9 protein-coding genes are annotated in these 13,820 nt (G+C 55.4%); all 9 read left to right on the top strand.

What is annotated here, in order from left to right; all coding sequences use genetic code 11:
- Positions 1-124 precede the first annotated feature (124 nt).
- A complete protein-coding gene (locus NKJ06_RS24140; RefSeq protein WP_352810851.1) occupies positions 125-1,144 on the top strand; it encodes a ParB N-terminal domain-containing protein in 1,020 nt (339 codons plus the stop codon).
- A gap of 414 nt (positions 1,145-1,558) precedes the next feature.
- Entirely contained in the window at positions 1,559-3,040 is a 1,482-nt protein-coding gene (locus NKJ06_RS24145; protein ID WP_352738923.1) for a DEAD/DEAH box helicase, read from the top strand.
- Entirely contained in the window at positions 3,037-4,056 is a 1,020-nt protein-coding gene (locus tag NKJ06_RS24150; RefSeq protein ID WP_352810852.1) for a hypothetical protein, read from the top strand. Before NKJ06_RS24145 ends, NKJ06_RS24150 begins: the two co-directional genes overlap by 4 nt.
- Before the next feature lie 97 nt (positions 4,057-4,153).
- Complete coding sequence (locus tag NKJ06_RS24155) at positions 4,154-5,179, top strand: DGQHR domain-containing protein (protein ID WP_352810853.1); 1,026 nt, start codon at positions 4,154-4,156, stop codon at positions 5,177-5,179.
- Positions 5,172-6,803, top strand: coding sequence for a radical SAM protein (locus NKJ06_RS24160; RefSeq protein ID WP_352810854.1), 1,632 nt, complete (start codon positions 5,172-5,174; stop codon positions 6,801-6,803). Before NKJ06_RS24155 ends, NKJ06_RS24160 begins: the two co-directional genes overlap by 8 nt.
- The gene (locus NKJ06_RS24165) at positions 6,800-8,377 is read left to right on the top strand and encodes an ATP-binding protein (protein WP_352738916.1); all 1,578 of its coding nucleotides are present in this window, start codon (positions 6,800-6,802) and stop codon (positions 8,375-8,377) included. Before NKJ06_RS24160 ends, NKJ06_RS24165 begins: the two co-directional genes overlap by 4 nt.
- A 98-nt stretch (positions 8,378-8,475) precedes the next feature.
- The gene (locus tag NKJ06_RS24170; RefSeq protein WP_352810855.1) at positions 8,476-10,359 is read left to right on the top strand and encodes a PIN-like domain-containing protein; all 1,884 of its coding nucleotides are present in this window, start codon (positions 8,476-8,478) and stop codon (positions 10,357-10,359) included.
- The gene (locus NKJ06_RS24175) at positions 10,352-11,950 is read left to right on the top strand and encodes an ATP-binding protein (protein ID WP_352738912.1); all 1,599 of its coding nucleotides are present in this window, start codon (positions 10,352-10,354) and stop codon (positions 11,948-11,950) included. The genes NKJ06_RS24170 and NKJ06_RS24175 overlap by 8 nt, the downstream gene beginning before the upstream one ends.
- An 880-nt stretch (positions 11,951-12,830) precedes the next feature.
- On the top strand, positions 12,831-13,604 hold the full coding sequence (locus NKJ06_RS24180) for an SDR family NAD(P)-dependent oxidoreductase (RefSeq protein WP_352810856.1): 774 nt from the start codon (positions 12,831-12,833) through the stop codon (positions 13,602-13,604).
- Positions 13,605-13,820: the final 216 nt, after the last annotated feature.

Below are 13,820 nucleotides of genomic sequence, written 5' to 3' on the forward strand. Positions count from 1 at the left end.
GCGTACTGAATCCAGAAAAATAGCTGTGTCAGCTAACAAAAATAATGGAATATTCGGCTGATTGATAAAATATTAGAAGAGTTGTAGTGCGATTTCTCTGGGGTTGGGAATACGGGGGAAGCAGTTGGTCAACGCTGGGAAGCATGAAATCGTTGCCGTCGATCGGATTGAGCTCGACCGGTCCAATCCACGCATTCGCAAGTTCCTCGAGATGTATGGTGACAACCCGACGCCCGAGGCGATCTTTCTGGCACTTGGTGCTGGCAACGACGATGATGTTGGTAGCTCGACCAGCACGACATTCGAAAAGCTGAAGCAGTCTATTATCAGCAATGGCGGCATTATTCAGCCGGTTATCCTCAATCGTAGAACTGACGGCAGCCTAGTCTGCGTCGAAGGCAATACGCGTGTCGCTCTCTATAAGCACTTCATCGACACACAGGTGAAAGGCAGCTGGACACACATCCCAGCTCTTGTTCACGACGAAATCGATGAAGCTTCGGTTCACGCCATTCGTCTGCAAATCCACTTGGTCGGAACGCGACCCTGGGATCCTTACTCCAAGGCAAAATACCTTTACGAACTACGCACCCAAGACCATTTGCCATTCGCAACGATTGTAGATTATTGCGGCGGACGGCAGTCCGAAGTTGTGGAGAGCATCAACGCCTATTCCGACATGGAACAATATTACAGACTTGCGATTGGTGAGGACGGCGATTTTGATACGACTCGGTTCAGCGGTTTCGTCGAGCTCCAGAAGCCAGGGATCAAGCAGGCAATCACGGCTGGTGGTTTTGACTTCATCGATTTCGCGCGGTGGATCCATGACGGCAAGCTATTCCCTTTGCAAAAAGTCCGCGTGCTTCCTCGAATTTTGCGAAACGAAAAGGCTAGAGAAATTTTCCTCAAACATGGCGCACGTAAGGCTGAAGCCGTACTTGAGAAGCCGGACCTCAATAAAACACTGCTGGAAGCCGAAATCGGGCAATTGGCCCGCGCTCTTGTCGGCCGTATCGCCGCTCTCCAATATGATGAACAACAGCGGATCCAGTCGGACCCTGGCGGCGACACCGCCCAAGCCCTGACGGATGCCCAGGCCGAGCTGACAAAGCTCCTGAAATGGCTTGGGCTGAGTTCCTAAGATGCCGGAATCTGCGTCTCACGCGTTGCTGGTGGCCGTCCTTGTCGGGTTCGCAGAAAGTGAACTGGGCGCACTTGCCAGTCTTGCCATCAGGGATGATGCGGTCAGGCCCATCCGAGGAGAGCGTCCACCGCGCGTCAACGGTTATGTACCCGACCTTTATGCCACGGACATCCCCACCACCGCGACACTGATTGGAGAGGCGAAAACGAGGGCAGATTTGGAGACGGCCCACACCCAAGACCAGATTACCGCCTTTCTCGCCTATCTCTCACATACTTCCAATGGAATTTTTGCGTTGAGCGTACCGCTGACCGCCGCCGCCGCCGCCAGGCGAATGCTTTCACAGCTAAAATCTCCGTTCCCCAATTCCCCCACTCGAACCGTTGTCCTTGACGGGCTCAGGGTGACGCCATGCTAAAACTACAAAGGGCCGCGAGCCTGCATGCGAAACAGTCTGCGTTCTCGCACCAGATCGAGGCACTCTCGACGCTCCGCGATATGCCCTATGCCGCAATCTTCCACGAGCAAGGCCTGGGCAAGACCAAGATCGGCCTTGACCTTGCGCTGTCATGGCTTGCGAGGGAAATAGTAGACTCGGTGCTGATCATCACCAAGAAGGGCCTGATCGAGAACTGGCGGGCAGAAATCGCCAGCCATAGCCACCTGCGACCTCGGATCCTGGGACAGGACAGGAACGCAAACTTCTACGCTTTCAACAGCCCGGCGCGGATTTATCTGGCGCATTACGAGGTTGTCCTTTCCGAGAGAAAGCGGCTGGATCTCTTCATGAAAACGCGCAAGGTCGCGGCAGTCCTCGACGAAGCGCATAAAATTAAAAACCCAGATGCGGAGGTCAGTCAGGCACTTCACGGCTTAGGGCCGAGCTTCGTGCGCAAAGTGATCATGACCGGCACGCCGGTTGCGAACCGGCCGTACGATCTCTGGTCCCAGATCAAGTTTCTCGACGAAGGCGAGAGTCTTGGAGATGATTTCACCACCTTCAAGCGAAATCTCGACCTGACGAACGACCTCGGCCATGACGAAACGCGAGCCGCCGCCTTCGCCGGAGAGCTTGAGCAACTCTTTGAAAAGATCCGCCCCTTCACGGTGAGAGAAACGAAGAAGACGGCGGGTCTCCAGCTTCCGGACAAGACGGTACGAAATATCGACTGCGCGCTCGAGCCGCGACAAGCTGAGATCTATGGGCAGTTCCGGAATGAACTTGCGGCAATCATTGTAGCTCAGGGCCGTCCCGTGCTCGATGATGCCGAAGAAATCCTCAAGCGTCTACTGCGACTGGTGCAAGTCGCCTCCAATCCCGCAATGATCGATCAGTCCTATAAGGCGACGCCTGGGAAAATGCGTGCGCTCGAAGAGCTCGTGCACGACGCCATCGACGCAGATGAAAAAATTATTGTCTGGACCAATTTCACGAAAAACGCAGAGCTTTTACGCTTGCATCTGGATGAGTATGGGACGGTCGTGGTTCACGGCGGCCTGACCATTGCCATCCGGGAAGAGGCGCTGTCGGCGTTCAAAACAGATCCAGGCGTGCGGGTGTTGGTCGCAACGCCAGGAGCTGCGAAGGAAGGACTGACGCTTACCGTTGCAAACCACGCCATATTTTACGATCGCAGCTTCAGTCTGGACGATTATCTTCAGGCTCAAGACCGTATTCACCGAATTTCGCAGAACCGGCCCTGTTTCGTCACCAACTTGATTGCAACGGAAACCGTCGATGAATGGGTAGATGCGCTCCTTTCGGCAAAGCACCTCGCGGCACAACTGGGCCAAGGCGATATCAGTCGGGCCGACTATGACAAACGTGCAGACTATGCGTTCGGCGAAATGGTCCGCGACGTGCTGCGCCTCGATAGGCGGGAGGAAGAATGAATACGATGCAAGCATCCGCGGAAGTAGCTGGAGAGACGCTGCTTATTCGCGGCATTGAGGTGCCTGTGGTCAGCAGCACCATCGCACAAAAGGATCTTCGATTTTTCGTTGATAATCCGCGTGTCTATTCCATCCTGCGTGTCGACGGCGAGGAGCCAAGCCAAGCGGATATCGAACGCAAGCTGCTGGAGATGGATCACGTCAAAGCTCTCATCCAAGACATCAAACGGGATGGCGGCTTGACCGACCCTGTTGTCGTGCGCGCTCAGTCGTTGGAGGTTTTGGAGGGAAATAGTCGCCTGGCCGCCTACCGAGGTCTCGCGAAGTCCGATCCGGTCAAATGGGGCCGTATGAAGGTTCGTCTTCTTCCGGAGGATATTGACGAGTCGCTGATCTTTGCATTGCTCGGGCAGTATCATATCAAGGGCAAGAAAGACTGGGCGCCATTTGAACAGGCAGGCTTTCTCTATCGTCGGTCAAAAGCGCATGACATCGACTCTTCGAAACTCGCACTGGAGATCGGCCTTTCCAAACGGAAGGTGGAACACCTCATCGCGGTTTATCAGTTCATGCTCGACCACGGCGACCCGGACACCACGAAATGGAGCTATTACGACGAGTATTTGAAGTCCTCGACCATTCGCAAGGCCAGGCTTTCTCAACAGGGCTTTGACAATCTGGTCGTTGAAAAAATCAAGTCCGGTGAGATTGCCCGCGCGGTCGATGTCCGCGACCGCCTACCGGTAATCTGTTCGGCCTCAAAAGCGCTACAGAAATTCTCGAGTCGAGCTTATGGCTTCAAGGATGCTCATGAGCATGCCGTTGAGGCAGGCGCCGACAGTACGCCCTACAAGAAACTAGCCAAGTTCCGCCAATGGCTTGCACGTCCTGAGATCGAGGCAGCGCTCAGTCACGCGCAAGGTGAGACACGAAAGAAGATCCACTTCGAACTCGATAAGCTCGCGGGTCGGATAGAGGCCGTCAGCGCCAAGCTCAACCCAAAAAAAATAGCATAGGGTTCTCATTCCCCCACCTGACACCAAGCTTGACTTGCAGTGTTTCTTGCACGAAAATGCATCCGGAAAATGCAAATTTGTGCAATGTTGGAACGCCATGTCTGCTCCGTTGTCAATTCATTGCACTGTCGGTGCCTCGGCGGGCCGCCGAGTTTTGCTGGGCTTTGCCCCGGCTAAACTCCTGCATTCCCTTAGTTTCGCCGACATCCTCAACGAAGACACGAAGACCGGATATCAGCGGCGCTTCAATTCTCAACACAGTCTGGATTTTCGCCGCTATATCCGCCAACCAGACGCCTCGACCATCCCGCTGACGCTCAATCTTCGACCGAGCGATACCGCATGGCGGCTTGTTGAAACGGGGCAGGATCAGGTCTGCCTCGAAATCGACCCTGCTGCGGGAAAGGTCATGGCTCAGGTCGATTGCCAGCATCGCCTTGGGCATCTCAACGACGTGGACATCTCGTTGCCGTTCATGTGTTTTCTCGGACTTACGGTTCGCGAAGAGATGGAAGTTTTCAACACCATCAACAGCAAGGCGAAGGGGCTGAGCACCAGCCTCCTTGATTTTCATGACGCCCATCTGGCAGGTGATCTTGCAAACGATCGGCCCGAACTCTTCATTGCTCTGCATTTAAACAACGACACCGATTCTCCTTGGTGCCGCCAGCTTGATCTTGGCGGCAAGAGCACCTCGGGGATGACCCGACGGGCATCGCTTCGGACTATGCAGAAGGCAATCAAGCGGTTTTTGAACGCGACACGGATCCTCAAGACGCGCTCCCCCGAGTGTGCTGCTGTCGTGGTTATGGCCTTTTGGAAGGCCGTGGTAGAGGTTCTGCCCGATCAATGGTCGAACCCTCGTAAGCACATCTTGAACAAGGGTGTCGGTGTTTACGCGCTGATGGATATCGCGGCTGATCTTTATATTGAAGCCAAGGGGCCAAGCGATGTCGACCGCGGTTATTTCGTTAACATGCTGGCGGACTTCGGGCTTCATGTCGACTGGTCAAGTAGCGGCCACCTCAAGGGGCTTGGCGGTGAGGGCGGTGTGCGCAAGGCCGTCGATTACATACGCGATGTGCGAAAGCGGACCCATCTGAAAGTCGTCAGTAATGGCTAATAAGAATATCCTCCTCATCGAGCCGGGCTATAAGAACAAATATCCGCCAATGGGCCTCATGAAGATCGCCCAGTATCATGGCTCTCGCGGTAAGCGAGATCGTGTTCGTTTCATAAAAGGCGAAGACCGCTCGGTTATGAGTGAGGCTTGGGACAGGATCTATGTCACCACGCTGTTCTCCTTCGAATATCCGAAGATCTCTCAGTCGATCGATTTCGCTTTAGAAGTCGCCAACGGCCAGGCCGATAAGGTTTTCGTCGGCGGAATCGCTGCGTCTCTTATGCACGAGCGCTTCCTGGACGAGCGTCGGTGGCACGGTGTTAGGTTCATCAAAGGACTGCTCTCGGACGCGCCTGCGGTGTCCCTGCAGCTCGACGAGTTCGCTGAAGAACTCTATTCCAGCGACACAACAGGCCGGCCGATCGAGGATCTCGTTCCAGACTACGATATTCTCTCTCAGATCGATTACCGCTATCCCGTGCGAGATGCGTATTTTGCTTACACGTCACGCGGCTGCATCCGTAAATGCCATTTCTGCGGCGTGCCGAAGCTTGAGGGGATGCAACGCGACACCGAGTCATTGACCGACCTGGTGCGAGCCATTGATGAGCACTACGGTCCGAAGAAGGACCTGATCCTCATGGACAACAATGTCGTCGCGTCGGCGAAGTTCAAGGAAATTATCGCTGAAATCCGTGACCTTGGATTCGTGCCGGGAGCAAAACTCATGAGGCCGGGCGCTAAGGTCGCCGTTCAGCGCCGGGTCGACTTCAACCAGGGTGTTGATGCCCGGATCTTGTGTAAAGATCCAATGTATCTGCGTGAACTGGCGACCATTTGCCTCAAGCCCCTGCGCATCGCGTTCGATCATCTCGGCGTGAAAAAGCCATATGAGCAGGCTGTCCGCTATGCGGCAGAATATGGGCTGACAGAGTTGTCTAACTACATGCTCTATAATTTTCATGACGGTCCGGAGGATCTGTTCGAACGCATGCGGTTGAACGTGACCCTTAACGAAGAGCTTGGCATCCGTATCTGGTCGTTCCCGATGCGCTATCAGCCGACCAACCGTCCCAATCGCGGGCATATCGGCGAGAAGTGGTCGCGTTATCAGCTGCGCTCGATGCAGATCGTGCTGCAGGCAACCCATGGCATCGTCAGCGGCGCGCCGGACTTCTTCAAGCACGCATTCGGCGACACGTTCGACGACTATGCGCGTATCTTGATGATGCCACACGATTTCATCTTCAATCGTACTTGGTACGAGCGATACGATCAGGATCAGAAGCTCTACGAATTTCAGGCCGAGTTTGCCTCTCTCGATAATTACGAGCGGGCAGAGCTTATGGAGCTCCTGTCGTCCCGAGATCCCCGTGAGTTCGTGATGCTGAGTGATTTTGCGGCCAACGATAAGGTCCGGCGTGTTTTGCGCTTTTACATTCCTGCGTCCAAGGATGAACTTACCACGATCTGGGCGACGCAAAAGGAACTGGTCCGACTGGAATCCATGTCTGACCTCGGTCTCGCGGAAGACGAGCGTGTTGAAGACGCTGGTTTGGACTATGAGGAAGAGAACATCGCCATCGCTGCAGAGCTTGCACCAAAGCCGAGGGCTGTCGCGTGACGACAGAAGCCACGACCCGGATGAACCGCTCGGCACTGCTGGCGGCAAAAGCGGAAGGCCAGAACGAGCCCCTTGAAGAGATCACGATTGGTCGGGACGTGTTGGAACTGGTTTCCAGCGCGATGTACATCGATCCGATGACGATCTATCGTGAGTATGTGCAGAATTCTGCCGATGCGATCGATGACGCCCGCAGCAGCGGGCTCCTTTCTGGAGATGAAGCTGGGAAGGTTTCAATTACGATTGATCCGTCGACGAGAGCCATACGCATTCGCGACAATGGTGCCGGCCTGTCGAACGCCGATTTTTCCCGCAAGATGGCAGCCCTCGGCGCTAGCAGTAAGCGTGGTACAAAGGCCCGAGGGTTCAGGGGTGTTGGCCGTCTCGCTGGATTGGCCTATGCGCAGGAACTGATCTTCCGCTCACGCACAGCGTCAGATGCGACCGTGGCCGAATTGACGTGGGATTGCCGGCGGCTGAAGTCGGCCTTGCGTGAAAGCGATGGCGACATTCAAAGCCTCATACGCTCTGTTGCGACGTTGAGAAAAAGGCCGATTGGCGACTTTCCAGACCGGTTTTTCGAAGTCGAATTGCGTGGGGTTGTTCGACTGCGCAGCGACAAGCTGATGAACCCGGCAGCGGTTGACGAGTATTTGGGCCAAGTTGCACCTGTTCCCTTTGCGCCAGAGTTCAGTTTTGCCGCGGAGATCCGCGACGCACTGGCACCCGTCGTCGCTCTCGGAGAGTTGGAAATTCATATTGAAGGCAGCGATCGCCCTGTCTTTCGACCTCACCGTGACATTCTCACGCCAACCGGTCACCCTTCAATCCATTTTAATCAACTTTCGGTCAGCACAATATCGTCTATCGACGGTGAGCTTGCTGCAGTTGTGTGGGTTCTTCATCACAATTACGAGGGTGCGCTTCCGAATGCCGTCGGCGTCAAAGGTCTGCGGCTCCGCTCAGGGAATGTCCAGATTGGTGAAAACAACCTCCTTGAGGAGCTGTTTCCCGAAATGCGATTTAATGCGTGGGCCGTCGGTGAAATTCATGTCGTCGATCGAAAGATCGTTCCAAACGGACGTCGAGACCACTTCGAGCAAAATGCGCACTATCATAATTTGACCAATCAGCTCTCGCCGATTGCGAGGGAAATAGCACATCTTTGCCGCACCAGCTCGATCAAAAGAAACTGGCTGCGAGAGATTGAACTGCAGAAAAACGTTGTGGAAGAAGTGGTGGATGTTCTGTCTCAGGGCGCCATCGGCCCGGCAGAACGCGCAAGACACCATGCGAAGGCCGAAGATAGCTTCTCCCGAATTCAAAAGGCTCTGCAGCAAAAGGTTTTTGTCGCGGAAGATATTGCCGATCAGTCGGCTCACATCGACTCTCTGCGAGCAAGATTGGAAGCATTGCGGGATGTTATTCACGCTCCGAAAGATACCCTTGCGTCCCTCGAGTTAGGTGAACGCAAGTCGTTCGAGCGCTTTTGCGATTTGGTCTATCAATGCTCGCCTTCGACGGCTGCAGCAAAGACACTCGTTGACAAAATCCTCGCCAAGCTTTCACAGTAAAGCCAGCACGTCACAGTTGTACGGCTCGATCGGGCTCGAGATGCTCCGTTGCGTACCAAGACGCGTTCAGCGTCTGATAAAGATCGGGTGGGATGTGAATGCGGCTTGATCCATTTGTTCGTGACTATCAAAGATTCATCGCCGATCTGTCCGGAATTTTGCAAAGCGAAGAAACCGTTTTTTATCTCGACACGTCTGTCTTGATGTGGGCAGCCAACATTGGCCGCGACGCGAGGAGGGAATTTCTCGCTTGGTGTCGGTCTCGACCGACCGGAAAGATGCGCGTTCCAGTGTGGGCCGCACACGAACTTCATCGCCACCTACTGCGTGGCTCGCTCAATGCCAACCTGAAGAAGGCAGTCAGTGACGCCGAAGCAAAACTGACTGATTTTGCTCGCTTAACGACGGAACGTGTTGATGACGCGCTGTGCATCGCCAAAGGTTATGCTGGGCGTGATGCCTATGTAACCGACGTGCAAAAGACGGTTCAGCGTCTCAAGGAGTTGGGGAAGATTGCCGGAGACGAGGCTGCGTCCAGCGGCGCCGCAGACGACGTGGTCGATTTCGTCAACGACCACATACTCGACACTGAGCTCGACGATATCATTCGGCGGATCAACGAAGTCGGTGAATTGCGTTACAAGCACCTGATGCCGCCTGGATACCACGACAACAAGCCAGAGAACAAATTTGGTGATGTCGTAATTTGGGAGGAGATGCTTGCCGACCTCAAAGATAGGACGGGTCCCACCCAGTTCGATACCGTCCTGATTTCGCGCGATGAGAAGACCGACTGGGTTTCATCCGCGCCCCTCGTATACAATGGTGGTGACAAACCACAAAAATCCAATCGCGACATGGAATTCGATGTCACCTTGGCCCACCCGCTTCTCATCCACGAATTCTCAAAGAAGACCTCGTCTAGATCCCTCTACGTAGTACCTCCCGGCTTTGTCGCTTCCGCTTTGTATTATGCTCCGAACTCTGCCGGCCAGGCGTCGAATGTTTCGAAGTGGTTTGCGGCCTCGCACCGCTTCGACGTTATCGAAAAGCTGGCGACAGCAGCGCTAGCCGCAAGGGCGGCACCAGTCGAGAGGGCTAACGTGGCGGTCGCGAATGGCGAAGAGGCAGAACCAACGGTCCCGCCGGCAGACCTGTCACCACCGGTTCCTGCTCGGGCATTCGTCGCCCCTTCGGCGCGCGCGATAGCCAGCGTTAATGCTTTCCCGCTCTCGTCGGCCTATGCCCAAGCCCCGATAAATTTAAAAGACGGACTCGTCGCAAGCTGGGTGAACTCCCTCGTATCTGGTGAGCTGCCGCCACTGTTGTTTGGCAAGGCAATGTCCGGGCTGATCGCTAGTGACATACGCTGGGCGACCCAAGCCAATGCACTTTTTGAACAAATTGCCCCAAACGTCGAGCCAGCCAATTGGAATATGGCAGTGCTAGCCGTTATCTGTTCTGCATATTTCGATGCCTCAGGCGAACTTCACAAGGTACCGCAAAGCGAAGCCGCGCTTTTTGCCCTGCAGATGGAGCCAGATGCACGCGCAGCTCCTGCCTTTGCTGCGCTGAATGGTTTCTTGAAAGGTGCTGATGCTCAACTCCCTTATCTTCCCGGCACCGGTCGCCAAAAAGTCCCCTATGCCCTCAATCTGCTGGGGGGCGGAGGAAACGGGAAGGCGGATTTGTTGCGTGAGGTGCGTGTCAGTGGACAGCCCGCTCTCATCGACCGCGTCCCAGAATCCAGTCCACAAACTTTGAGCCGCCTTCTGGCCAATGATCCAAGCAGAGGCTGCACAGGAAAAGAACTTCGAGCCGTTATTGCAAAGCACTTGTTCGTGCCCGTGGAATTGCTCGCCACCACCTGGGACACCAAGAAAATCACGTGGTCGGCTGATGTCGGCCTGGCTTCCGTTGATACGACAAGTGAGGGCGGCTTAAGCTCTCTGGCAGATGAAGAGGATGGCGATAATGACTGAGCCAGTGGACGCTGCTCCGCAGAATGTAGCGCCGCTCAAGGCCATTCCACACATCGGTGCCTTTGTGCTTGAAACGCTCACTCTAGGAATGTACGGCGAGCCTCGGCACACTCTCCGCGAATATGTACAGAATTCCTTCGACGCCATCCGCGCGGCACGCCGCACCCGGTTTTTGGACAGCCGGGGCAGGGTTGATATTTCGATTGCGGATGACTGCATTGTTATCAGAGACAACGGTCTTGGCGTGCGAGCTGACCAAGCCTGGAATACGCTGACATCAATCGGCGCCTCGAAAAAGGACCGCCAGCGCGACGCCGGCTTCCGTGGGATAGGCCGTCTTGCTGGTATGGCCTACTGCAAAAACCTCATTTTTCGGACGACATTTCCAGGTGAAACCACTCTGACGGTGATCGACTTCGATTGCGAAAAATTATTGAGCGCGATGAAGCCCGACGAAGGTGGTGACGTCGAATTGGCGGCGCTCCTTTCGAAAGCTATACGATTTGCGCCAGTAGTTGACGGTGCGCAGTCTGAGGGTCATTTTTTCGAAGTTGAGTTGAAGGGCCTGGAGCCGGCGCCCAAAAGCCTGAAAGATCCCGCTGCGGTCCGCAAATACCTATCTGAGGTCGTTCCGGTTGACTTTGAGCCGGAGTGGCAATGGCGGGACGAGATCCGGTCCGAGTACAAGACATATTTCGGCGAGGATCTTGAGGTTATCGACGTATTCGTCACCGCAGATGGCGAGACGACGCAGATCTTCAGGCCATATGGCGACACCTATGAGCATCGTAAAGGCGCCACGAGCCTACAGTCGGTCGAATTCTTCCCAGGGGAGGAGAATGCATACTGGGGTTGGGTCGGTAAACTGTCCGATTTCGCGGCGATCACTGACTTTAGCACGCGCGGCGTCAGAGTCAGGGTACGGAATATTCAGGTCGATGGGACGGAAATCGTCGAGAAGCTATTCACGGAGGTCAAACCGTCGTTCGGCCGTTTCAACGCCTACTATATTGGTGAGATCCACATCGATCCCGAGAAGGTGATTCCGAACGCCCGTCGCGATGGGTTTGAAGAGACGACACAATGGATCGACATCAAGAACAGGATTAGCCTGTTTTTGTGCAAGCCTCTTGCCGATGCCTCATACGATGCGTCTCAGCAGGGTCAGACTAATATTGGCAAAGTTGTCGATGACATCGAGAAGCTAGTTAATCGCAGCACGACGCTGGCTGAGAGCTCCCGCGCGTCGTACGATCAGGTCATCGACCTCATGAATACGGCGAAGCGCCTCAGGCGACGGGCATCATCGGCGCTTAAAGTCGTCGGTTATGTCGACGAAACGATCGTGGAAGAAGGAGATCCCGAAGAGCAAAAGGCAACCTCCTTAGAGGACGCGGCCAGAGCTGTGGAGACGGTTGAAACACAGGCTCGAATGATGATCGGAAAGTTCCTCGATGAGGATGAACGATTGACCGGCCTGAAGGCTCGATTGCGGGAGGAAGTCGTTCAGGAACTTCTTGATGTCGTGAGCCTCTTCGTTGACCCTGCGACGTACCAAAAAATACGACGCCAGATATTTAAGGCACCATAGACCTCCTACCCGACAGTACGAAGATCGATCTCTACCGTGGCTTCGTATTTGGCGGCACTAGTTCCAGTTCCTGCTGCCGTATTCATCTGATTTCGATCCAATCGAGATGGCAAGGCTGCGAAAGTGGAAGCAAGCCCGAGACGGATGAGCGTTTGGGATAGTTCGCTTATTGCGAAAAGCGACCAAATTATTCAGGGTGCCGACGCTCCGGCGTTGATATCGTCCTGTGGTTTTGAGTGCGGGCGAGGATTTCGTCGAACGCCAACGGCTTCTCATCGAACATCATCGGCGTCATATCGCGATAGTCAGCCCGCAGGCGGCGCTCCTCTTGACAGTCAGCTTATACGTTATAAGTTGGTGAAGATTTTGCAGGGGGCGCGTCACAGCGCTCGTGTCCGGAGTGTCGCGTCTCGTGACCCTCAACCGTCGAATGATGAGCAGCATCGCCGGGGGCGTCGAGGGTCAACAGTGATATTTTCGCATAGCCGAATGCCGCAGTTCCACGATAAGAATTTTTCTGTGGCTCCACCTGACAATGGGTGTCTTCGAAGCTTACGATCGTGATGCCAACGTTGTCCTACGCAACGCAACGCCACTGGATGCCCGGGTTTCAACATCATCAAAGACTGTGTCTTGTCAGCGCCGGATCGCCGCGGTTCGTCGAGGCCATGACGCTTCGGGCGTGCTGGAGCTTGGTTTTCAGCGCGACTTACACAGACTGAACGCGGCGCAGGCTGCGTGCCCCGACATGCCTTTATCCGACCACCGGCGGCGGCGCCACGCCCGTGAACACGATCAACGCGCGCAGTGAGCCACCCCACCGTGGGCGGGAGCGACAGCGCAATCCTGGCTCGTTGAGCCGATCATTCATAGGGCTACCATGAGCGAGACAGAAAATATCTATGTCGTAACCGGCGGTACGCATGGCATTGGCGCCGCCTGTGTCCGGCGCCTTGCCAAGCAGGAGAACGCGGCCGTCGTCTTCACGGGTCGCGACCAGGCTGCCGCACGAGAAATCGTGTCCAGTGTCGCCAATGCGCGTTTCATTGCCTGTGATGTGCGCGACGAAGGCGAATGCCGAACCGCCATCAATGCCGCGATGACACTCGGGAATGGAAAGATCGCCGGACTGGTCAACAACGCCGGCATGACGGGGCGAGGGGCTTTCGAGAGCGCCACCCTCAGCGATTGGGACGAGATCATGACGGTGAATGCACGCTCGTCGTTCATCTTTACCAGCGCGGCGCTGCGAGGACTGCGCGCGGCGCGCGGATCGGTGGTGATGATGTCATCGGTGGCCGGGCTGATGGGCGAGGAAGGTTTGGCTATCTACTCGGCCTCCAAGGCCGCGCTGATCGCCTTGACCTTGTCGCTGGCATTGGAGATCAGCGACGTTCGCTTCAATGCCGTCTGCCCCGGCCAGATCGCAACAAGGATGATGGCGGGCACGCTTGCCATTCCTGGCCGCAGGGCTCTGCTGGAGAGCCGCATTCCAGTCGGTCGATTGGGAACTCCCGAAGACGTCGCCGAGGCCGTGGCCTGGCTGCTGTCGCGCGCTTCATCCTTCGTCAACGGCATCGTCATGCCGGTCGACGGCGGCGAGGGCGCGGGATTGAAGACGCTCACCCTGCCTGAAATTAGCACCAGCGTATGAAAGCCTGTTGACTTATAACTTATAAGTAGTACGGTGGCGATGTGAATGAGCGACAGCGCGGACGACCCCTAAGGCGCATTCGCCGAAACGGTGACTTCCACGCATCGGCAGGTATCTCTGCTCCCAAGGCAGACCGGGGAGCCGGCGAATTTTGCGGCTCCCCCACCGGGGACACCCGAAACAAATGGGGTATCACAAGGCCAAGACGCGCGCGTT

The organism is Mesorhizobium sp. M0293, assembly GCF_040321735.1.
In the GTDB taxonomy this organism is placed as follows: Bacteria; Pseudomonadota; Alphaproteobacteria; order Rhizobiales; family Rhizobiaceae; genus Mesorhizobium.